At 41.9% G+C, this 21,308-nt stretch carries 20 protein-coding genes, 3 tRNA genes and 2 pseudogenes; 7 read left to right on the top strand and 18 right to left on the bottom strand.

Annotation, left to right across the window (positions count from 1 at the left end; genetic code table 11):
• Together MN200_RS00740 and MN200_RS00735 are read right to left on the bottom strand one after the other, a co-directional pair.
• Complete coding sequence (locus MN200_RS00740; RefSeq protein WP_201784303.1) at positions 1 to 3,315, bottom strand: type VI secretion system Vgr family protein; 3,315 nt, start codon at positions 3,313 to 3,315, stop codon at positions 1 to 3.
• Between the two features lie 151 nt (positions 3,316 to 3,466).
• Entirely contained in the window at positions 3,467 to 5,167 is a 1,701-nt protein-coding gene (locus tag MN200_RS00735; protein ID WP_058868670.1) for an NAD-dependent malic enzyme, read from the bottom strand.
• Positions 5,168 to 5,440: 273 nt separating this feature from the next.
• On the opposite strand from MN200_RS00735, the gene MN200_RS00730 reads away from it, so the two are divergent.
• Positions 5,441 to 6,040: a hypothetical protein gene (locus MN200_RS00730; RefSeq protein WP_242759920.1), complete on the top strand. Its 600-nt coding sequence runs from the start codon at positions 5,441 to 5,443 to the stop codon at positions 6,038 to 6,040.
• An 8-nt stretch (positions 6,041 to 6,048) separates the two neighbouring features.
• Here MN200_RS00730 and MN200_RS00725 read toward each other — a convergent pair whose 3' ends face one another.
• Positions 6,049 to 6,333 (bottom strand): DUF2798 domain-containing protein, encoded by a 285-nt coding sequence (locus MN200_RS00725; RefSeq protein WP_004684392.1) that lies wholly within the window; start codon positions 6,331 to 6,333, stop codon positions 6,049 to 6,051.
• Between the two features lie 177 nt (positions 6,334 to 6,510).
• On the opposite strand from MN200_RS00725, the gene argS reads away from it, so the two are divergent.
• Both argS and MN200_RS00715 read left to right on the top strand, forming a co-directional pair.
• Positions 6,511 to 8,316 carry an arginine--tRNA ligase gene (gene argS, locus MN200_RS00720; protein ID WP_242759918.1) on the top strand — a complete coding sequence of 602 codons (1,806 nt, stop codon included), beginning with the start codon at positions 6,511 to 6,513 and terminating at the stop codon, positions 8,314 to 8,316.
• Between the two features lie 280 nt (positions 8,317 to 8,596).
• Positions 8,597 to 9,199: an SPOR domain-containing protein gene (locus MN200_RS00715; RefSeq protein ID WP_004684390.1), complete on the top strand. Its 603-nt coding sequence runs from the start codon at positions 8,597 to 8,599 to the stop codon at positions 9,197 to 9,199.
• Between the two features lie 31 nt (positions 9,200 to 9,230).
• Here the strand turns inward: MN200_RS00715 and MN200_RS00710 are convergent, their stop codons facing one another.
• The 9 genes and pseudogenes from MN200_RS00710 to MN200_RS00670 form a co-directional block, all read right to left on the bottom strand.
• The gene (locus MN200_RS00710; RefSeq protein ID WP_058868698.1) at positions 9,231 to 9,833 is read right to left on the bottom strand and encodes an alpha/beta hydrolase; all 603 of its coding nucleotides are present in this window, start codon (positions 9,831 to 9,833) and stop codon (positions 9,231 to 9,233) included.
• A 14-nt stretch (positions 9,834 to 9,847) separates the two neighbouring features.
• A complete protein-coding gene (locus MN200_RS00705) occupies positions 9,848 to 10,489 on the bottom strand; it encodes a glutathione S-transferase (RefSeq protein ID WP_058868667.1) in 642 nt (213 codons plus the stop codon).
• A gap of 128 nt (positions 10,490 to 10,617) precedes the next feature.
• Positions 10,618 to 11,015: pseudogene (locus MN200_RS00700) on the bottom strand (OsmC family protein).
• 102 nt (positions 11,016 to 11,117) lie between these two features.
• Positions 11,118 to 12,065 carry a pirin family protein gene (locus MN200_RS00695; RefSeq protein WP_058868666.1) on the bottom strand — a complete coding sequence of 316 codons (948 nt, stop codon included), beginning with the start codon at positions 12,063 to 12,065 and terminating at the stop codon, positions 11,118 to 11,120.
• Between the two features lie 272 nt (positions 12,066 to 12,337).
• Positions 12,338 to 12,955 carry a hypothetical protein gene (locus MN200_RS00690; RefSeq protein WP_058868665.1) on the bottom strand — a complete coding sequence of 206 codons (618 nt, stop codon included), beginning with the start codon at positions 12,953 to 12,955 and terminating at the stop codon, positions 12,338 to 12,340.
• Positions 12,927 to 13,811, bottom strand: a complete 885-nt coding sequence (locus MN200_RS00685) for a DNA cytosine methyltransferase (protein WP_201702121.1) — start codon at positions 13,809 to 13,811, stop codon at positions 12,927 to 12,929. The genes MN200_RS00690 and MN200_RS00685 overlap by 29 nt, the downstream gene beginning before the upstream one ends.
• Positions 13,812 to 13,816: 5 nt before the next feature.
• Positions 13,817 to 15,385: a glutamine-hydrolyzing GMP synthase gene (gene guaA / locus MN200_RS00680; RefSeq protein WP_058868664.1), complete on the bottom strand. Its 1,569-nt coding sequence runs from the start codon at positions 15,383 to 15,385 to the stop codon at positions 13,817 to 13,819.
• Positions 15,386 to 15,532: 147 nt separating this feature from the next.
• Positions 15,533 to 15,880 (bottom strand): NirD/YgiW/YdeI family stress tolerance protein, encoded by a 348-nt coding sequence (locus MN200_RS00675; RefSeq protein ID WP_078426284.1) that lies wholly within the window; start codon positions 15,878 to 15,880, stop codon positions 15,533 to 15,535.
• Positions 15,881 to 16,006: 126 nt separating this feature from the next.
• A pseudogene (locus tag MN200_RS00670) lies at positions 16,007 to 16,411 on the bottom strand (DoxX family protein).
• Positions 16,412 to 16,605: 194 nt separating this feature from the next.
• Here MN200_RS00670 and MN200_RS00665 point away from each other — a divergent pair.
• Positions 16,606 to 17,250 (top strand): DedA family protein, encoded by a 645-nt coding sequence (locus tag MN200_RS00665; RefSeq protein WP_004684377.1) that lies wholly within the window; start codon positions 16,606 to 16,608, stop codon positions 17,248 to 17,250.
• On the opposite strand, the gene MN200_RS00660 is transcribed toward MN200_RS00665, so the two are convergent.
• The 5 genes from MN200_RS00660 to MN200_RS00640 form a co-directional block, all read right to left on the bottom strand.
• Positions 17,247 to 17,840 (bottom strand): LysE family transporter, encoded by a 594-nt coding sequence (locus tag MN200_RS00660; protein WP_005401909.1) that lies wholly within the window; start codon positions 17,838 to 17,840, stop codon positions 17,247 to 17,249. The genes MN200_RS00665 and MN200_RS00660 overlap by 4 nt on opposite strands.
• A gap of 215 nt (positions 17,841 to 18,055) precedes the next feature.
• On the bottom strand, positions 18,056 to 18,445 hold the full coding sequence (locus MN200_RS00655) for a hypothetical protein (protein WP_058868663.1): 390 nt from the start codon (positions 18,443 to 18,445) through the stop codon (positions 18,056 to 18,058).
• Positions 18,442 to 19,296: a ParA family protein gene (locus MN200_RS00650; RefSeq protein WP_004684373.1), complete on the bottom strand. Its 855-nt coding sequence runs from the start codon at positions 19,294 to 19,296 to the stop codon at positions 18,442 to 18,444. Before MN200_RS00650 ends, MN200_RS00655 begins: the two co-directional genes overlap by 4 nt.
• Before the next feature lie 85 nt (positions 19,297 to 19,381).
• Positions 19,382 to 19,774 (bottom strand): SirB2 family protein, encoded by a 393-nt coding sequence (locus MN200_RS00645; protein ID WP_058868662.1) that lies wholly within the window; start codon positions 19,772 to 19,774, stop codon positions 19,382 to 19,384.
• Positions 19,775 to 19,788: 14 nt separating this feature from the next.
• Positions 19,789 to 20,097, bottom strand: a complete 309-nt coding sequence (locus MN200_RS00640; protein ID WP_058868661.1) for a BolA family protein — start codon at positions 20,095 to 20,097, stop codon at positions 19,789 to 19,791.
• A gap of 222 nt (positions 20,098 to 20,319) precedes the next feature.
• Here MN200_RS00640 and MN200_RS00635 point away from each other — a divergent pair.
• The 3 genes from MN200_RS00635 (at position 20,320) to MN200_RS00625 (ending at position 20,629) form a co-directional block, all read left to right on the top strand.
• A tRNA-Gly gene (locus MN200_RS00635) sits at positions 20,320 to 20,395 on the top strand.
• Between the two features lie 41 nt (positions 20,396 to 20,436).
• Positions 20,437 to 20,512 (top strand) — tRNA-Gly (locus MN200_RS00630).
• A 41-nt stretch (positions 20,513 to 20,553) separates the two neighbouring features.
• Positions 20,554 to 20,629 (top strand) — tRNA-Gly (locus MN200_RS00625).
• Positions 20,630 to 20,867: 238 nt separating this feature from the next.
• On the opposite strand, the gene MN200_RS00620 is transcribed toward MN200_RS00625, so the two are convergent.
• Positions 20,868 to 21,302, bottom strand: coding sequence for a hypothetical protein (locus MN200_RS00620; RefSeq protein WP_058868660.1), 435 nt, complete (start codon positions 21,300 to 21,302; stop codon positions 20,868 to 20,870).
• Positions 21,303 to 21,308: the final 6 nt, after the last annotated feature.

Below are 21,308 nucleotides of genomic sequence, written 5' to 3'. Positions count from 1 at the left end.
CTAATCCTTATTATTTTCATTATGATTTATTTCTAAATTCTCACCATTTACATTTTTATCAATACTAAAATCATCTTCATCAAAACTTTCGACTCGTAAACCCCATTCACCATCAGACCCAACAAGTACTTGGACTTTTGTTGGGTCTGATGTGTTAATTTTTCCTGTACGGCCATGTTCATCTATTACCCCTGCAATAAATGCATTTGTCTCAGGAATAAAAGCTTTGTAACTGAGCTGATTAAAATCACTTGCCCAAAATAAATTATAAATATCTAGCCGATTGCTAAAAGTAGAAGAGCAAGGTAATTCAGGAACCTCATAAGATACTTTTGCACCACCCACAAAACTATGCTGACCCGCCTTACTTTCAAACTTTCCACCTGTTGTCGTAAAAATCCCATCCCCATTAATTTTGAGCTGTGAACCACCAGCAGTCAGTACAATTTCTTTCGGACTGGTTATTTCTATTTTATCTTCTGTTGAAATTAGCTTAATCACCTTACGCGCAATCGCCTCTATCGCATCATCTTGTGCCTGTAATTCGACTTTTCCTTTTGCTGCAAATGCTTTTAGCCCTTTTTGTGCAGCAAATAAGCTCACTTTATCCTGCGCATGCGCAATAATATTCTTCTGGGCACTTAAGTTAATGGACCCCTGTGCGCTTTCAGCAATGTCTTGAGAAGCTTGTAAAACAATATCTTCAGGCGTCGTTAAAGCAATACCATTGGGGGAAGCCAGCAGCATTAAAGCCTGACGAAAGATCTTCGCTTGAGCTTGATTCTGAGTATCCTGCGTTTGCTCTGCCTCTTGAGCATATGTCTCCATAAAACCTTGCATGGAGCCCAATGCCTGCATGGGATTAACATCCAATTTGCTGCCTTTATTAAAGCTTCCGCAAGCACTGGTCAGGTCAAAGTCTCTCATATCAACATTCGCAATCACTTTACCAACATCTTTTAAAGCGGTGAATGGATCCGCATTCAATTTGTCTTTCACGCCTTGCAACTGACTTTTTAAAGCATCTGTACCATGTTCTTCGAGGTTATCAATAAAGGCTTTTAAATTTTCTATTGAAGCCTCTGCATCCTGAAAATAATCTTTAAATTCATTGATCAAATTGTCTGTGTCTTGACCAAATTTTTGAATATCCTCAATAAAACCACCACACGTTTTTAATGCCGAAATCGGATCCTGACTGACTGCAGTTTTAAATAAACCAACAGTTGCTTGGAGGGCTTGATTGGCCCCTTTTAGCTCTACAGACTGAATCAATTTAGGCAGACGATTGATCACATTCAGTGCATCAGTCTGTTGTTTAACAGCCAAAGTACTCAGCATGTGCATACTGTCATGACCTTGCTGCAAGATGGACTGGGCTTCGGATGCAGCCAAATGATCTGCGACCGCTTGATCCTGTGCATAGGTACTAATCAAGAGGCCTTTGCCTGCACGCATGGCTCCCCATTGATCCGTTCTTAGCTCAAACCCCTCACCACGCCCATCACTGTTCTCAGTTTCTTTTGGATGACTGAGGTTACCGAGATTGAGCTGACTCGCTCCATGACTGCTGTGTAGCTGCACACTAATTTGCCCTGTCGTATCATCAAAACGCAGTTGGTTAAAGCCTTGCCCTGCAACCTCTTGTGAACGAATCCCGCTGAGTTTTTTCGTCGCAGGCAATGTCCCTTTCACATCAAACATGGTTTGGTGGCGCTCGGCCTCATGAATGCGTCCTACTACAAAGGGTCGATCGACATCCCCCTCAAAGAAGTCGATGACCACAATTTCTCCAACACGCGGATGAAAACGTGCGCCATACCCCTCACCCGCCCATGGGGTCAATACATCGACCCAAGCCGAGTCCGTGTCATTGTCATTTGCACCCGCGCCACCATCATGAGCATGGTCATCACTACGTGTAAACATGAAGCGAACTTTAATCCGTCCCCATGCATCCACATAAATTTCTTCCCCTTCAGGCCCGACGACTTTGGCGCGTAAAGGATGGGCTGCTGGACGGTGTATCCACGCTTGATATTCAGGAACAATTTTGACCTCACGGCGTACGACAAAGAGTTCATTGGCTTGTCGTTCCTCACTTAGACCTTGCCAGCGACTTTCTTTTAGTAATAAATTGATTTGCTGTAGCAACTCTTTGGGTAAATTATTTTGGTTATAAAAAACTTTGCCTAAAATGAGAAATTCACGCTCTGCGGACACATGTTGGTCTATTTCAGGATGATCCACCATTTCAAACCAATAGCCCACTTGCGCATCTCGAACGCTACTTTTTGCTGTGAAATATTTGGCCTGAAGCTCATGATATTGGCTCAGTTGTTGGTTGAGACGATCTAGTTGACTGCTATTAGCAGACGTGGCCTGATCCTCACCTTGTAGATCAGCCGTCCATGCTGGACTGACACACCAGACTTGTTCCAGACCCAAACTTTCATTGTCTTGTTGATCACTATGCTGATGTGCACTCAATACAGCCTGACTCTGATCTTGAGCTAAATGTTGCGCTTGCCAACGCTGCGTCTGTACCGTGGTGGATTGTAAGTGACGTTCAGCAATAAAACTGGTGATGCTATCAAAAGGCTCAGTGGCATGGCTGCGGTGGAAACGAATCTTTCGGCGGCCCAGTGCTGTAAAAGCTTGATTATCATCCATCAAACGAAGTTGCTGTGCCTGAATCAGTTCCGACGAACTGAGCACCGTCGGAGCTTGTTCATCGATCAACCAATTAATCCCTTCACTCCGCCATAGTCGAGTGAGAAACTCAGCGTCGGTTTCATTAGACTGCATGACAAAGGGTCGTACATCATAATCACGGCTCAAACCGTCTAAGTTCAGACTTAAGCTGGCTGCAAATAACGTACTGTGACTTTGCCATTCGCTAAACAGAGTTTCAGTGATTTCACGAACACTTTTACTCATAAACACGCGACTGTTTCTGCGCTTATGCCACAGTGCTGTTGCATCTTCAACGGTAAGTTTATAAACAGTTAGCGCACCATCACTTTGCCCCTGACTGGCACTGGTAATCACCCCCGTCAGACGAGAAAGCTGCCCCACATCCGTGACCTGATCAACCGCGACACGTCCACCAATAAACTGTTTTAAAGGCAGATAAGCATTGGTCGATAGACATAGAATTTCAGCTTTTAAGCCTTGATTGATTCTGTGCTCGCCCTCAATGCGCTGAATAAACACCTGTGTGTTCAAAGCCGAATTGGAAAAATGAATATGCAAAGCACGTTTTTGTGAGCCGAATCCAAAGGATTCCAGCATTTTATAAATAGAATTGAACATGATCATTGTTAAGTTATTGGTTTTTATACTTGTGCGCGGAGTGTACAAAATGTCTTTTTTTTAATCTAGTAAAATAATGTTAATGAAGACGCAGCTCTCAAAAAACAAAAAGGAGCATTACGCTCCTTTTTGTTCAATCTCATTTTCAGCTTTAGAAGGCAACACGTTTATAGTGACGATACTCTGGCTTCCAGAAGTTTTTCTCAATCGCGTGTTGCAATTGCTCATCACTAATAATCGGGGCTACACCTGCATCCATTGCTGCTTTGGCCACTTTAAAGGCTATCAGCTTAGAGACTTTCTGAATTTCATCAATCTCAGGCAATAAATCTGCTGTAGGGTTGGTCAACATCGGGGAACAATCTGCCAAAGCATTGCTCGATGCAATTAACATCGAATCGGTCACACGAGTTGCATTGGCCGCAATCACGCCCAACCCTATCCCTGGGAAGATATATGAGTTATTGCACTGCGAAATATTATAAATTTTGCCTTGATAATTGACAGGGGCAAAAGGACTGCCTGTCGCAATCAAAGCTTTGCCATCCGTCCAGTGAATAATATCTGCTGGCACGGCTTCAACACGCGACGTTGGATTAGACAGTGGCAGCACAATCGGACGATCACAGTTCGAAGCCAAAGTACGAATCACTTCTTCAGTGAATAAACCCGGCTGACCCGATACTCCAATCAACACAGTAGGTTTGGCATTTTTCACGACATCGAGCAGTGAAATCACTTCTTCAGCATTGCCCCATTGCGCTATCACGTCTGGTTTTTGCGCCAATTTACGTTGGAAATCGAGTAGATTCGGCTGATTTTCAGTGATTAAACCAAAACGATCGACCATATACACGCGTGCACGCGCTTCGGCATCAGTTAAACCTTCAACCTTCATCTGCGCAACAATTTGCTCAGCAATCCCACAGCCTGCTGAACCCGCACCTAAGAAGGCAACGGTTTGATCTTTGAGCTGTTTAGCTGCCGCACGTGATGCAGCAATCAAACTGCCCACAGAAACGGCTGCGGTACCTTGAATATCATCATTAAAACAACAGATTTCATCACGGTACTTATTCAATAACGGCATTGCATTATTTTGCGCGAAGTCTTCAAATTGAATCAACGCTTTCGGCCAACGACGCTTGATTGCAGCAATCACTTCATCGACAAAAGCATAGTACTCATCACCACTGATACGCGGTTGATTCCAGCCCATATAAATTGGGTCATTCAGTAACTGCTGATTATTGGTCCCGACATCGAGGGTAATTGGTAAGGTGTAAGCTGGGCTAATACCCCCACACGCGGTATACAGCGACAATTTTCCAATCGGAATACCCATCCCGCCAATACCTTGGTCGCCCAAGCCTAAAATACGCTCGCCGTCGGTAATCACAATAACTTTGACATTTTTCTTGTTGATGTTATGCAAGATATCATCAATATGCGCACGGTCTGGATAGGAAATAAATGTACCACGATGGCGACGATAAATATCCGAAAAACGCTGACAGGCCTCACCCACCGTTGGAGTATAGATAATTGGCATCATCTCACTTAAATGGTTTTCAATGAGGTGATAGAACAAGGTTTCGTTGGTGTCTTGAATATTACGCAAGTAAATGTGCTTATTGATCGCATCATTAAAAGCACAGTACTGTTGATAAGAACGCTGACTTTGTTCTTCAATGCTTTCTTCAACATGCGGAATTAAACCATGCAAGTTGAAGCGAGTGCGCTCTTCTTCCGTAAACGCCGATCCTTTATTTAACAGCGGCAACTCAAGTAAGGTATTGCCCGCATAAGGGATGTATAAGGGTTGTTTTGTCTTTAAATATTCTGTCGTCATTACCTATCTCGTTATACATAGATTTAGATGAACCTATGGGGAGAATCTATGCATCTAATTCGGCTACTAGCTTAGCGCCATTTGCGCATCTTTTGATATTTATAAGCGTGATGCAATTATCAAAGCGATTTAGTCTGAAAATAAAAATCAAACCGACTCAACGTAAAAATGACGTTTACGGCAGTCTTTTCGGTCAAATAGCGCATGGATAAAATTTGAACTTGAATAAAGCTCAAGCTAAGCTAGCGCTTTTATTTCTTCTTTATATTAAAAATGATCATCAAAAAATTGATGTTGTTAAGCCTCACGTGTCTTTACATCACGCAAATGACAGCATGCCAATCTATTTCTACGGCGCAAACTACAGTGAGTGATAAAATTACAGGACTATTTGGTCATAACGAAAAACTGCCTGAAATCGATCCCACAGGCATTGTCGATATCAGTAAAGCCACCATCGAGCAATATGAACAACTCAGTGCAAATTTACCCTTGAATCAATGGGTCTATTTGGAGAATGAAAAACAAGGGATTTATCAGCTACAAAACAAATCAACTGAAGGCTTTGTGCTCTCGCTACGTCTGAATTGTAAAATCAGCAGTCATCCGCCTACCTTTGAGCTTCAAGATGTGCAAGGCAAACGTATCTTATACGGCTATGATAAAGAAGCAGGACAGATTCAGTTTTTACTCGACAACAAAAACTATGGCAATCCCTTTGATCCATTTCAACGCCAAAGCCTGAGTCGTTTTCAACAACAGCTTGCCAGTGCCAAAGTAATTAAGCTCTTTCATGCCAGCAAACTGTATCGTTTTCAAAACCAAAATGCAGAACTCCTCAGTAAACCTGTCTCATGCCGTGAAAATAGCTAAAATGGGGCTTATTTGGGTGGGTTCAAATGTGACATATCAACAAACACACCGGTCAAACGGCGCACAATCGGTAGCACAATGAGCACTACAGGATAGGCCACCACCCAAGACATCATCCATGCGGACAGCCAAACCTGTAGGAAATTGTCCACCCAGCCCAAATTGCGCCAAAGATTGATCATCGAAATAATGCCACTCATAAAAAATGAGATAAAAAACGGCAAAATAAACATGGCATATTTTGCTGGTAACTTGGGAATATTCCCAATGATCATCGGCCGCTGTTCAGACACGTTTTATCCTTAAAAGTATGCGTTTTGGTTTTCATCATACTGCGCTTTTCATATTTATTGCAGCGCAATCGTTAGCAGTTTTTGAACATTTTTTATTCTATAAAAATGGATTCACCTAAAGACGCGGAAATTTGCTATATTTAGCGTTTTTCTGCGACATTAAATTTTCGACTGAATATGAACACGGCAATCCAAGCAGCTCTCGAGCACGCAGTACAAAACCTTCAAGCTGAAGGTATCCTTCCAGCAGACTGGAACAACAGCAGTACTTTGACGCGTACCAAAGACCGAAGCCACGGGGATTTCGCGTCCAATATCGCGATGATTGCCTCTAAAGCTGCGGGTATGAAGCCTCGTGATTTAGCCGAAAAAATTCTTGCTGCGCTGCCAGAAGTGGCGGACATTAGCAAAGCAGAAATCGCAGGTCCTGGCTTTATTAACTTCTTCTTAAATGCCGACCAACGTTTTGCCGTGCTCGATCAAATTCAAGCGCAAGGCAAGCAATTTGGCCGCACTCAAGCCAATGCTGCGAAAAAAATACAAGTAGAATTCGTTTCTGCCAATCCAACGTCTAGCTTGCACGTTGGTCATGGTCGTGGCGCTGCCTATGGGATGACGGTTGCAACCTTGCTTGAAGCAACAGGTGCAACAGTAGACCGTGAATATTATGTGAATGATGCAGGCCGTCAAATGGACATCCTTGCAACATCTACCTATTTGCGCTACCTCGAATTAACAGGCCAAGAACTGGTTTTCCCTAAAAATGCCTATCAAGGCGATTATGTTAAAGAAATCGCGCAAAGTATTATCGATGCTGATAGCGATGCTTACGTTCGCCCTGTAGCAGACGTCTATAAAGATGTTCCTGAAGATGTACAATATGCAGAAGAACTCGATGCTGAAGGCAATAAAGTTGTCCTTTTAGGCGACAAAGAAAAGCACATCGATGGTTTAATCCATAATTCACAAAGCTTAATCGGTGAAGCTTACCGCGTATTCCACCAAGCAGCGCTGAATGTGATCTTAGATGACATCAAAGATGACTTGGGCGAGTTTGGTGTAACCTTTAACCAATGGTTCAGTGAAGCTTCATTGACAGACAAAATTGATGAAGCTTTAGAAACTTTAGAACAACGTGGTTTCTTATATGAAAAAGACGGCAACATTTGGTTCAAATCGACTGAATTTGGCGATGAAAAAGACCGTGTTGTGAAGCGTCGTAATGGACAAACCACTTACTTTGCTTCTGACATTGCTTATCACCTGAACAAATTACAACGTGGCTATACCGATATCATTGATATCTGGGGCTCAGACCACCATGGCTATATTTCACGGGTCAAAGCAGCCATTGATGCCTTGGGGTATGACTCGAAAAAACTCACCGTTCTATTGGTTCAGTTCGTCAGCCTATGGCGTGGTGGTGAGATGGTACAAATGTCATCTCGTTCTGGTCAGTTCGTGACTTTACGTGACCTGCGTAAAGAAGTGGGCAATGATGCTGCGCGTTTCTACTACGTGATGCGTAAGTCTGAACAACACATTGACTTTGACTTAGACCTTGCAGTTTCACAAAGCAAAGACAATGCGGTGTACTACATCCAATATGCGCATGCACGTGTCAATCGTATGGTCGATGTGAAAGCACCTGAAAAAGGCATTCCTTTTGATCGTAGCAAAGCAGATGATTACGATGCGACCTTATTAACTCTTGATGCTGAAACTGAAATTCTTGCCAAACTTGCGGCCTATCCTGAAATTGTGCTTCGTGCTGCAAATAGCTATGAACCACACCAAGTGGGTAACTATTTGAAAGAACTCGCAGCGTTATTCCATGGTTGGTATAACTTGGATAATACAAGAATTATCGACGAACAGAATATTGCCCTTTCGCAAGCCCGTTTATTACTTTCAATAAACGTACAACAAGTTTTGCGTAATGGTTTAGAGTTACTAGGTGTGTCTGCACCTGAGACGATGTAACCAGCAAAGCAAAGCTTCAAGTATGGCTGCAAGACCGAAAGCTATGCTTGAGGTAATGATGTAAAAAGCAACGCTTTGCACATCGTCGCAAGACACAGGGCTATGCCCGAAGTAACCATATCAACCCTGATGTATTGCTCGCTTTGTGAAACTTGAATTTTGCAAAGCGATTCTTTATTTTACAATGACGCCTCTTTTATAATTGCTTGAGGCCAAGTACTAAAATAAAGCAAAGAATGGGCCAGTCCCTCATATTGATTAGAAGAAAAGAGGTTTCCACGTGTTTGGAAAAACGCAGCGCGGTGTATCTGAAAGACCGAACAAACCCAAAAAGCCACTGATTCCAGCTTGGCTCGGTACACTTGTGGTCATTTTAATCGTGCTCTGTTTTGCTGTAGCACTATTACTGTGGAAGCCTTGGGCACCAGTGAAGCCGAAAGGTCAAATCACTTCGGAACATTATCAAGAAGAAACCAATAAAGACTACCGTTTCTATGACCTGCTGCCACAACAGCAAGTGACGCCAATTCCTGATCAAGCCATTCCTGAAACCAAAGACAATCCAAGCACCGTCGTGATTGTTGAAGCACCTGCTGCCGAAGAAAGTACTCCTGCTGAACCGGGTTTAACCGAAGCAGCACCGACACCGCAAGCGCCAAGCTTTATATTACAAGTCCGCAGTTACCCCGACCCTGACAGTGCCGATGCACGTCGTGCAGAAATTATCTTAAATGGTCTCTCTGCCGATGTCGTCAAAACCGTTGAAGGCGGCCAAACATGGTATCGCGTGATTTCAGGGCCATATGACTCGCAAGAAGCCGCGGTGATTGCACAGCAAACCCTACAACATAGCGGGATTGATTCGATTGTGGTCAAACGCTAAAACAAAAAAAAGGATGCCTCGGCATCCTTTTTTATACTCTGAGTTTGGCGAGAAAATTTTGAATCAATCGCGCAACGTGCGCCGCATGCGCATACGCCAAATCATGTTGACCCTGTGACACGATGTGCAATTCAGCATGTGGTATTTGACGGTGTAAGGCCTGCCCCACCGCAACAGGACTAATCGGATCTGCATCGCCCCAAATCAGCAGAACAGGACAACGAATATGCTCCAAACTGTCCGTCAAATCAGACTGATGCTGAACAAACCAATCAGGAACAGTAAAGCTCTGTTGATAATCCTCTCTCCAATCCGCCACCTGAAAAGGACTTAAATCAATGCCGCCTGAGGTTGCCACGAGCACCAAGGCCTGCACCTGCTCAGCTTTTTGTAAGGCAGCTTGTACTGCAAAAATGCCGCCCATCGATTGTGCAACGACCACAGAAGACTGTTGAATTTGATTCAATACATAATCTTGTAAGTCCTCAAAATTCTGCACATCCACATCATCAGGATAGTCACCAAAGCTCGGATAAGCGACGACCATGCTTGAATCATCCTGAAGAAGGCGCTGTATGACAGGTTGCCAGAATGTCGTATTTCCCGATGCACCGGGCAAAAAAATCAGGTTCAAATCATCACCACCCACTAGAACCCACTGAGCTCTTTGGCTTTTTTAAATGCTGGGCGCTGCTGAATGCGCTGTGCATAAGCAACCATTTGAGGGTTATGGGCTTTTACCCGCTCTTGCATCGCCACCACAGGAAAGCTCATTTGAATATCAGCAAAGGAAAAATCACCTGCAAAATAGTCATGTTGAGACAAATAATTTTCCAAATATGCACTGTGCTCTTTCAAGCGTGGATTAATAAAACCGCCTTTCACCCCATCACAAATTTTATTGGCAAGCGGTTTAATTAGAAAGGGAACATGCTTCGGTACATTGGTCATCACCAAGGTCATAACCAAATATGGCATCAACGAGCCTTCGGCATAATGCATCCAGTAGTTGTATTGCATTAAGTCCTTTGAATTTTTCGGTTTAAACTTGTGTTCTGTATCGTAGGTGGCTTGCAAGTATTCTAAAATCACCGCAGATTCTGCTATGACCAAATCACCATCGGTCAAAACAGGGGCTTTGCCTAAGGGATGAATGTTTTTTAACTCAGGTGGTGCAGCATAGGTCGGTAGGCGTTTATAAAACTTCACTTCATACTCCAGCCCTAACTCTTCCAAAGCCCATAAAATGCGTAAAGACCGTGAATGTTCCAAATGGTGCAGGGTGATCATTGTTTTACCTTTTTTAATTGAAATCTAGCACCCACTTTACTCTAAAATTTGGATTTTGCACCTCTCGATACACATGAATATCCAGTCGCACAAAATCCTTTACCGCCTATAAAAAACCGTCAAGCGAGTTAAACAATTGAGGTTTCAATCTCGACGGAACGTAATAAAATTTTAGTGACTGGTGTTTTTTGACAGATGTCTAAGATTTTTTGGCGTGCTTCTTCTGTCAATGTTTGCTCAAACGACAAACGACGGCTGATCCATTCTCGACCTTCTTTATTGGCATTAAAATCTGCTTCGACACTAAAAGCCCCCACCCAATACCTTTGTGCTGTACATACATCCGTAGAGTAATCATGGTGCAGGAAATCAAACCTCTACAAATAAAGTCATAAGGTGCAGGGCCTTTGTCATGACCGCCAAAAGACGCTGGTTTATCGGTAATGAATTGATGTCACCCACTGCTTACTTTACCAGACCATGCTTCGACGCATGTTTTGACTTCCGCATTCGCAATGATTCCCATTTTTTTATTATCCTATTTTTCATTGATATTATTTTGAATAGGTTTCAAGTATTGAAACTGTCCACCTATTCTGTTGTTGAACGACTTGTCGCAGTATTCCCTTTATTTTGAAGCACGCATTTGGTCTGGAAATGCTGGAGCTTCCAAACGTGGACCTTCATAGTCAGGAATGGAACCAAAACGTTCATCTTGTGCAATCCACTGATCACGCGCAATTTTCAATTCTTCTTGAGTACGACCAACAAAGTTCCACCACAGTAAAATTGGACTTTCAAATGGCTCACCACCTAACAGTAACAAGCGGCTACCAGCATGGATTTCAATTTCAATCGCACTTACACCCTGCTCGAGTACCACCATATTGTCTTCTGTCAGTTCGTGCCCATTAACCGTGGCCGTTCCTTCTAAAGCCATAAAGCCATATTCAAAGTTTGGATTGAGTGTTAAACGGGTTTTGGTGCTTTCTGTTGCGCTTAAGTCCACTCCTAACAGCTCGGTATAAACACTCACAGGTGAGGTAGTATTTAAAAACTCTCCGACCAAAATGGTAAATGCTACCCCATCTTTTTCCACCACTGGCAGTTCTGGATAGTGATCGAAACGGGGTTCAACAGCAATTTTTGCATCGGGTAATGCAATCCACAATTGTGCTGCATGCATTTTGGTTTCTGTATCTGGTGCGACTTCCGTATGGGAAATCCCGTGTCCTGCGGTCATTAAATTGACCTGTTTTGGACGAATCAACTGTTTGCTACCCAAACTGTCGGTATGCATCATGGTGCCTTCTATCATCCATGTAAAGGTTTGCAAACCGATATGTGGATGTGGGCCAACATCTAAACCGTCCCCTTGTGGGAAAGTTACAGGGCCTGCATGATCTAAGAAACACCATGCGCCAATCATTCGTTTATGGCGACTTGGCAGCGCGCGTTTGATGACCGTCCCTTGGCCTATTTCCGCACTTCTCAGTGGAAACTCTTGAATGAATTGATTTACGTATTTTTCACAGTCATCCGAATGTGATAGTTCAGTATAGTTATTATTCGTCATGTGCTTACTCATTACAGATCCATATATCCCAGATCATAACAAGCAGATTCCCAACTGCACATCCCTAAAAATAGAATGCTGATTCTTAAACATGGGACAATACCTTGTGTTTTCAAAACCTAAGTTCAAGGCAATGAGTGGATGTAAAAATGTTGTTACATCTTTATAAGGTGTGTTTTTGCTCTGCAAAAGTATTTTAGAAGTGATGGAAAGCCATCGCTTAGGAAGAATCAAAAGTTTTCTTTATCGAAACAATGTAAGCTTATTATTTACTAATTTTTGACTATTTCATAAATCTGAGAAGACGTAATAATTTCTACCGCTTTAGGTTTTTCCAAATTGATAGATGAGAGGAACTCTATCATTTCATCAAATGAGATTTCATCCCCTAATACAATGTCATCAATTCCTAAAAGGTCTCCCTCTTTTAACTTTTTTTCTAATCTCATGGCTTCAGGTTTATCCATAGTAACTAAGTAACACCTAGCCTTACGGTGTACATATTTTAATGATACAGCTTCTAAATCGGCCTGCTTATATCTCTCTCTTAAGGATGTCTTAGCCGAAATTGATATTGGACCAAATTCTTTACTATAAACAATCAGATCAAAGTTAACATTTGGTACAAAAACAACATTTGCTTGAGAAAAAATTGGCCCGATTCCGCTCTCAAGCATTACTGTCGCAATAATTACCTCAAATACTTTACCATTAATATTGTTATTGTTTGGACAATTGTCTTTATATGCTTTCCATAGAACTTGTAGTTGTTCATGCGGTTTTAAATTTTGAATATCTAAACTCTTTTCAAGAACCAGTTTAAAAGCCTCATATACAGCCCCTTTCTTTACAATGTTATATTTATTTAATAAGTGTGAATTGTTCTGCACTTAGTTTTTCCTTAATTTTTTTATAGAATGCTTCTATGGCATCAACTGATACAGAATTTCCTAACTGTTTCATTGCCTCTATTTCAGATACAGGAAAAATGAAATCCGAAGGAAACCCTTGCATCAAAAGACCTTGTTTAGAAGTTAAACGTCGAATCTCACCATCAACTTTATAAAATTCCCAATTTCGTCGATCACCATAAACTGATCCACGCCCACCAACTCGTAGTGTAAAGCCAACTTCTTTTTCACAATTGCCTGAAAAAATATCACTCATTGTATATTTCAATGGAAGCTTTTCTGGTAGCTCTATTTTTGTTACACCATCTCGAAAACCAATCATAAAAAGACGAGGCCGATGCTGTGGTAAACCATAGTCGCTTGATTTTACAACAAAACTTTGAAAGCTATAACCAAGTGCCTCAAGTTTTTCTTGAATAACTGAAAAAGTACGCCCATTATCGTGCTTAAGCAATCCGCGTACATTTTCCAAAAAATAGGCTTCTGGTCTTTTTTCTTCTAAAATTTGCAAAATATTAAAAAATAAAGTTCCTCTGACATCATCGAAACCTTTTTTTTGTCCTGCTTGACTAAACGGCTGACATGGAAAGCCCGCACACAAGATCTCATGATCAGGAATCTGTTGTGGTTCAATTAATGTAATATCACCATGCCAAGCATCTTTATCCAAACTATGATTGGCTAAATATGTTTTCTTAGCCTTTTCATTAATTTCAGACGCAAAAACACATTGTGCACCTTGTCGCGCAAGGGCTAGATGGAAACCACCTATCCCTGCGAACAAGTCAATAAAGCGAATTTGTTGCATTTGATCGAAAAACTGCAACTGTTGCACTTGCTTTATTCCCACTCAATCGTTGCTGGTGGCTTAGATGACACATCATACACAACACGAGAAACATCTTTAATTTCATTCATGATACGAGTCGAAATTTTATCTACAAGATCATAAGGAAGATGTGCGAAACGCGCTGTCATAAAGTCAACCGTTTCAACAGCACGAAGTGCAATCACCCATGCATAACGACGACCATCACCGACGACACCAACAGATTTCACCGGTTGGAATACCGCAAATGCTTGCGCAGTTTTATCATACCAACCGCTTGCACGAAGCTCTTGCATAAAGATGTCATCTGCAAGACGTAAAATGTCTGCATACTCTTTCTTCACTTCACCCAAAATACGCACGCCCAAACCTGGGCCTGGGAATGGATGACGATATAGCATTTCATGCGGTAAGCCTAAAGTTGTACCTAAACGACGTACTTCATCTTTAAACAAATCACGGATTGGCTCAACCAATTCAAAAGCCAAGTCATCTGGTAAACCGCCCACATTGTGGTGAGATTTAATCACATGTGCTTTACCATTTTTAGTTGCCGCAGATTCGATCACGTCTGGGTAAATCGTCCCTTGAGCAAGGAAGTTTACGCCATCAAGCTTACGCGCTTCTTCAGCAAAAACTTCAATGAACTCACGACCAATGATTTTACGTTTTTTCTCAGGATCAACTTCACCCGCAAGTGCAGTCAAGAAACGCTCTTCCGCATCGGCACGAATCACACGGATACCCATGTTTTTCGCAAACATGTCCATCACTTGCTCACCTTCGTTCAAACGAAGCAGACCGTTGTCTACAAATACACAAGTCAATTGATCACCAATCGCACGGTGTAAAAGCGCAGCAACAACCGAAGAATCCACACCACCAGAAAGACCTAACAGAACTTTTTGATCGCCAATTTGTTGACGTAATTGTTCAACACGCAGGTCGATAATGTTTTCAGAGTTCCACAAGCTACGACAGCCACAAATGCTGTGTACAAAGTTCGATAATAACTCTGCACCTTTTGCAGTGTGTGTTACTTCTGGGTGGAACTGAATACCGTAGAAGCGACGTGTTTCATCAGAAACCATCGCCACTGGACAGCTTGGTGTGCTTGCAGTGATTTGGAAACCTTCAGGAATCGCTGTCACTTTGTCACCATGGCTCATCCAGACTTTAAGTTGGTCTTTGGTGTCTTCAAGATCACCAATCAACTTGTCACGAACTTGGATGTTTACTTCGGCATAACCGAACTCATGTACAGTACCCGGCTCAACTTTACCGCCAAGCTGTGCAGACATGGTTTGTAAGCCATAGCAAATACCCAAAACTGGTACACCTAAGTTGAACACAACTTCTGGCGCACGTGGGCTGCCTTCTTCGTGTACGCTCTCAGGACCACCTGATAAGATGATACCGTTTGGATTAAATGCACGAATGTCTTCTTCAGACATGTCATAGGCATACATTTCAGAATATACACCAGCTTCACGTACGCGGCGTGCAATAAGCTGGCTATATTGAGAACCGAAATCCAAAATAAGGATACGATCTTCAGTAATTTGAGTATTGGTAGTCATGACAAACAACTATGAAAGGCAAACGAATATAAGCGCCGTATTCTAGCATTTTTCCGCGCATAACGCACATAATTCGGACAAGCTTTATACAACGCTTAAAACCCAATGGTTTTTATATCAAAAAGCACGCTTTCGCGTGCCTGATGTTTATTTCAAAACTTTTTCTATTTTAACGACTTCAATATCAGTCGGTTTATAACGATGTGTATCCACCTCACCGACCACCTGTACTTTATCGCCTGCTTTAATATTGGATGCTTTCCATAAATGGTCATCAATATCCAGCAAAATAACCCCTGTACCATCGCTGAACTCGTAGTGGTCTTCATTGAGATGTTTCAGCAGCGTGCCTTTTAAGGTGACCGCAGTTTCATCTTTGAGCTTTGCAATGGCTGACACAGAGACATGGTTCTTTGCAGCTTCTTGTAAAATGATATGATCATCTTTGGCCCATGCGCCAGCGGCAAGACTTAAACTTGTAATACATAACCCTATTTTAAAAAGATTTTTTCATCTTATTTTCCTCATGTTTTATTGATCTTGATCAAAAAAAATAACGTCCACACCGTACTTTTTTGTAAATAAAAAAGCAGCATCCTGCATGCTGCTTTTCATTTTGAATTATTTTTCAATCAAATGATCTAGACTCATTTTTCCTGCACCATGCAGCATTAGAAACAATAGACCACCTGCCATGGCAAAATTTTTCATAAAATTAATGCTGGCTTGTGCGCCATCGTGAAAAATAAACGCGGTAATAACACTAAATAGGTCTAAGCCAAACGCAGGAAAGTGGGCTTGAAAACCAAATAACAGCGCTAAGCCACTACCAAACTCAACTAAAATGGTTAAAGGTAATAGCGCTCCAAGCCCCCATATACCCTAAAGTTACGCTATAAGCTGAAATTTTTCCCTAGCTTGCAACAAGAGAATATAAGCCATCAGTACACGGGGAATTAAAGCTAAAACTACATCTGTATTGGGTTGATTGACAATATTTTTGGCCACAACATTTCGATTAAATATTTTTACACCTTTAAATACGTTTTATTTGAAGTTGTAGCTATCTTAATGTTCTCTATTTTTAGAATAAATATCAATTTTCATCACACATCGTTTTAAGATAAGAACACTGATAGCTAAATTTATTTACGTTTTAATACTGACTTCTGATAACGAGACTGCTAGGATTTCCGCACTCTTTTGCTTATTTGTGCCCCATGGAACTGATTGATTTTATATTACATGTCGATGACCATCTGCTTGAGTTTATCACCAACTATGGGGTTTGGATTTATGCAATTTTGTTTCTCATCATCTTTGTGGAAACAGGTTTGGTGGTCATGCCGTTCCTACCCGGCGACAGCTTATTGTTTGCCGCAGGTGCCTTAGCAGCATCCACAGGTGCAATGAATCCGTGGACTCTTGGTGTTTTACTTTTTATCGCGGCCGTACTGGGCGATACGCTGAATTATCACATTGGTCGTTATATTGGACCGCGCGTTTTTGAAATCGAGTCACGTTTTATTAATAAACAACACCTGATAAATACACAAAAATTCTTTGAAAAACATGGTGGTAAAACTATTATTTTTGCGCGTTTTATTCCTTTTGCGCGGACTTTTGCACCTTTTGTAGCAGGTGCAGGAAAAATGGACTACAAATTTTTCCTGTCTTATAACTTGATTGGAGCATTCTGCTGGATTGGATCATTCATTACTTTAGGCTATATTTTTGGTAATGTGCCTGTGGTCAAAGACAATTTCACGCATCTGATTTTCGGCATTATTATTATTAGTGTCTTGCCGGGGATTATTGGTTTTATTCGTGCCAAATTAAAGAAAAAATCAACCACTGAAGCTTAAGCAAAAAAGCGTAGAATCACGGGAAACATACACACCACCAACAACATGGCCGATCCTTTATATAAGAGATCGGCTTTTATTTGTTTGGACTCACCCGATAAAATGGCACGGCCAAAAGACATCCAGAACAGTGCCGTTGGCAATAACACCAGACTAAACACCGCAAAGACCAAAAAGAAATTGGTTGGATTATCCCAGGCTTCATAGGGAAAAATACCCGCAGCAAATAAGACGGCTTTCGGATTTTTCAAAGTAGAAAAAAATAATTGTTTAGGTCGAATCGAGGTAAAACGTTGATTATGTTTTTCTAAGTGTGAGCTTTTCCACAAATGAAAAGCCAGCCAGAACACATAGACTGCACTGAGTGCATGTAAAAGGTCTATCAGATAAGGCCAAGTCGGGGTGCTAAGATGAATCAGGAGTGCCCATAAATTGATGGCATAGAAATACCCAAACAGTTCTGCGGGTACAAGTAAGCTGGTCTTCGCCAGACCTTGCTGATGTGCAGAGCTTGCGAGTAAAGCATTGGTTGGTCCCGGAATCATCAAGACAGCAATCATTGCCAATACAAACAGCCAACTCTCAATCATAGACATCCAACAACAGCATTAAAGATGCGCAATTTAGCCGAAAAAGAGCAGTTTCCTCAAGTCAAAGCCGAAAAAAACACTGAACCCATAGGGTAGAAAAGTGCATGGTAAAACGATAGTCCATTGTTTTATTAAAATTATTTTCGAAACATTTTGCTAAAATTTTAATGGCTGCTGAAAGGATGAACCCTTCAGCAGGATGAATAAATGCGGCATTAATTCGTCTTATTTTGCACGGTAATCGCACAGCCTTTAAATTTTGCAGCCTGTACAATCGCCTCTTGCTGACCCAAAAGTCGTGAAATTTCAGTTTTTTGGGTATTCGATGATTGTCCCATATTCACTGAAACGCTTGGACCAAAGCCCCAACCGCCACCATGACTCCATCCACCACCCAGACCTAGACCTACGCCAACACCCGTGCGTTTCGCAGTAGGTACACCTTCATCTAAATGTTGCTGAATCCGATTATATTCTGCTTGTAACTGTTGGCAGTTCAAAGCTTGATACTGTGTAGGAGAGACATAAGTCGGTTTAACCGTTGTGGCGCAGGCGCTCAATAACAGCGTACTGCCCACTAAAAAAGCAACTGTGATGTTTTTCATGCTGAATCTCGCAATTTATTATTCTCAATTTCATTGAACAATGATTGATAGGCCTGCGTCAATTTATGATCGTGTGCCAAATGAATCAAGGGTAAATTTTTGTGGTGCGATTCTTTCATCAGCACTGATGGAGGCAACATACTCTCTAATACAGGAAGACCTTCATCCTTCAGCTGTTGCACCACTTCACGCGGAAGTTTGGCTTGCGCTTGGAACTGATTCACCACAATGCCTTCAATTTCCAAATGATCATTATGATCGTCTTGAGTTTCGAGTACATTTTCGATCAAAGTTTGCAGTGCACGTTTAGAAAAGACATCGCAATCAAACGGAATCAGGACTTTATTGGCTGCAATCAGTGCCGACAAAGTAAAGAAGTTAAAGGCTGGCGGTGTATCGATATAGACACGATCATATTTTCCGGCAAGCTGTTGTAACGCATCACGCAGTTTATAAATTTTATGTTTTGACTCTAAAGCATAAGCCAATGCCCCGAGGCTTGGGCTGGCTGGAATCACATCCAAATTTTTAAAAGGGGATTGGTGTACATAACTTTCTAAGCCTTTAGCTCGTCCTTTGAGGATCGAACCAATGGCACTGCCCAATAGACTTTTATTTTGAGTCGTTCCAAGCACTTCTTCAAAATAGTTTTCAATATTGGGTTCTAAAGCTGGTTTGTCTGCCGAATACGTTGCGTCATCGCCCAGCACATACTGACTCGAATTCGCTTGCGGATCGAGATCAATCAGTAAGGTTTTTAAGCCTTGATGTGCACTAATTGCCGCCAAATTCACTGCAATACTGGATTTACCGACACCACCTTTTTGATTAAATACCACACGTGTATGCATGAAATCCCCTCCCTCTTGTTATTTTTCCGCTATAGATAGCAGTGTAGCGCAGAACAATCGCTGTGCCGATGATTATGTCTAACAATTAGCCAAAGTTTGGTTTAATCATGACTAAACCTAAAATGGATATCATCGCAACCACGGCCAAGAATAAACCCGCTCGGCGCTGTGCAAGTAAAATGCTGTCTTCTTTTTTATACGCTTTCGATAAAGAGGACAACATCACTAAAAATAAAACCACTTTGGCATAAAACCATGTTTGCACATCAAAGTTTTTCATCACTAAAAGGGCAATCCCGGTCAGTACAATCACCAGCATACTTAAGTGCTGAAGAGCAACAAAAGCCGTTCGACCCGCTGGATTGGGCTGATTGCCTTGGATGCCTTTAAATAGCGTCATGGCACGCGCCAAAATCACGACACATGCCAAGCTGACCGCACTCATATGCACGATCTTAATCAATAATTGCGTTTCCATGACTGAATCTCTGCTTAGCTTTTCGGGGCATGTGCGCAATTTGGACTAGAAGTGTCTTGTCCTTGCCATTCTGCGGGTAACAAGGCATGTATAGCTAAAGCATGAATTTTACCAGGACTGAGTAAGTCTCCTGCTACTGCATAAATTTTTTGATGACGCTGAACTAAACGTAATCCCGCAAAAATATCACTCACCACGATCACTTTAAAATGTGATTCTTTACCCGGGAAATAGCCGCCATGACCAGAAGATTCATTCACGACTTCTAAATGCGATGGGGAAAGCTGTTGTAAGCGTTCAATCAGTTGCTGCTCCAAGCTCATACCTGTCTCCAAAAAATGATGATTCGTTCAGAGTATACCTGTTCCTTCAGGATGTTGAATGGGTAAAACCCTTTCAGACAGCATGAGGTACAACTTTTCGCGAGTAAAAGTTAAAAAAATCTCAAGGCATCGTCTAAAACTGGCTTTATTTTATGCAATTAAACTCAGCTTTTTCATAAAGCTATTGACCCTGAACTTGCTTGCTGTATCATACAGCGCTATGCGGGAATAGCTCAGTTGGTAGAGCACAACCTTGCCAAGGTTGGGGTCGCGAGTTCGAGTCTCGTTTCCCGCTCCAAATTTTTTTCAGTGTAAGTTTTAGCAAAAACTGCTCAATACGCGGGAATAGCTCAGTTGGTAGAGCACAACCTTGCCAAGGTTGGGGTCGCGAGTTCGAGTCTCGTTTCCCGCTCCAAATTTTTTTCAGTGTAAGTTTTAGCAAAAACTGCTCAATACGCGGGAATAGCTCAGTTGGTAGAGCACAACCTTGCCAAGGTTGGGGTCGCGAGTTCGAGTCTCGTTTCCCGCTCCAAATTCAAAAAAGCCCTCATCGAAAGATGGGGGCTTTTTTATACATTTCTGAATATTACTCAAATTACCAATACTAACTCCGACAATCAAAAATACCAAATGGAGACATCAAACCAACAAGGGGTGTCTAAAAATAGAGCATCCCTCGTTGTAAGCATCCATCCTAATACTATTGCTGTGCAACGAACTTGGAATTAGATTGTTCTTATTTGGGAACTCATCTCACGCATTCAAACACATTAAAACTTCACCAAATCCCCTTTCAGTGCCACACCCGCCATAGCGGTACCTTTGGCGCATTGGTAAGTCGTCGTACTACGTGTTTCGTTCGACTTATAGAAACTCACTAGATTGGTCACAGCATTTGCGCCATTGGCTTTAGCTGTATTTTGAAATTGAATCAGTGCTGAACGAAGTACATGGTCACATGAACTTTCCGCAGATTTGGCAAAACCATTGGTCTTTTTATTGGTCACCAAACCCTTTTCAATCACCTTGCCACCCGACTTAGTGCCCGCCAAATAAAACTTCACTGAACCATCCAGTGCTCCATCTGCAACAGCACGGTTTACAGCTTCTTGAAATTTAAAATCATACATTTTGTCAGCCGCTTGAGCCGATGCAATCGCACCTAAAGACAACACAGCGACTGCACAGATTTTTTTGAATAACATAGTTCT

Origin of the sequence: Acinetobacter sp. LUNF3 (assembly GCF_022699605.1) — a bacterium.
GTDB classification, from domain to species: Bacteria; Pseudomonadota; Gammaproteobacteria; order Pseudomonadales; family Moraxellaceae; genus Acinetobacter; species Acinetobacter johnsonii.
The sequence above is the reverse complement of the archived record's forward strand: the minus strand, read 5'-3'. Positions and strand labels throughout refer to the sequence as shown.

Bases quoted from the DNA above. Each gene is read 5' to 3' on its own strand.
- MN200_RS00740 (WP_201784303.1), bottom strand. From the start codon at position 3,315: ATGTTCAATTCTATTTATAAAATGCTGGAATCCTTTGGATTCGGCTCA.
- MN200_RS00735 (WP_058868670.1), bottom strand. From the start codon at position 5,167: ATGACGACAGAATATTTAAAGACAAAACAACCCTTATACATCCCTTAT.
- MN200_RS00730 (WP_242759920.1), top strand. From the start codon at position 5,441: ATGATCATCAAAAAATTGATGTTGTTAAGCCTCACGTGTCTTTACATC.
- argS (WP_242759918.1), top strand. From the start codon at position 6,511: ATGAACACGGCAATCCAAGCAGCTCTCGAGCACGCAGTACAAAACCTT.
- MN200_RS00705 (WP_058868667.1), bottom strand. From the start codon at position 10,489: ATGATCACCCTGCACCATTTGGAACATTCACGGTCTTTACGCATTTTA.
- MN200_RS00695 (WP_058868666.1), bottom strand. From the start codon at position 12,065: ATGACGAATAATAACTATACTGAACTATCACATTCGGATGACTGTGAA.
- guaA (WP_058868664.1), bottom strand. From the start codon at position 15,385: ATGACTACCAATACTCAAATTACTGAAGATCGTATCCTTATTTTGGAT.
- MN200_RS00665 (WP_004684377.1), top strand. From the start codon at position 16,606: ATGGAACTGATTGATTTTATATTACATGTCGATGACCATCTGCTTGAG.
- MN200_RS00660 (WP_005401909.1), bottom strand. From the start codon at position 17,840: ATGATTGAGAGTTGGCTGTTTGTATTGGCAATGATTGCTGTCTTGATG.
- MN200_RS00655 (WP_058868663.1), bottom strand. From the start codon at position 18,445: ATGAAAAACATCACAGTTGCTTTTTTAGTGGGCAGTACGCTGTTATTG.
- MN200_RS00650 (WP_004684373.1), bottom strand. From the start codon at position 19,296: ATGCATACACGTGTGGTATTTAATCAAAAAGGTGGTGTCGGTAAATCC.
- MN200_RS00645 (WP_058868662.1), bottom strand. From the start codon at position 19,774: ATGGAAACGCAATTATTGATTAAGATCGTGCATATGAGTGCGGTCAGC.
- MN200_RS00640 (WP_058868661.1), bottom strand. From the start codon at position 20,097: ATGAGCTTGGAGCAGCAACTGATTGAACGCTTACAACAGCTTTCCCCA.
- MN200_RS00620 (WP_058868660.1), bottom strand. From the start codon at position 21,302: ATGTTATTCAAAAAAATCTGTGCAGTCGCTGTGTTGTCTTTAGGTGCG.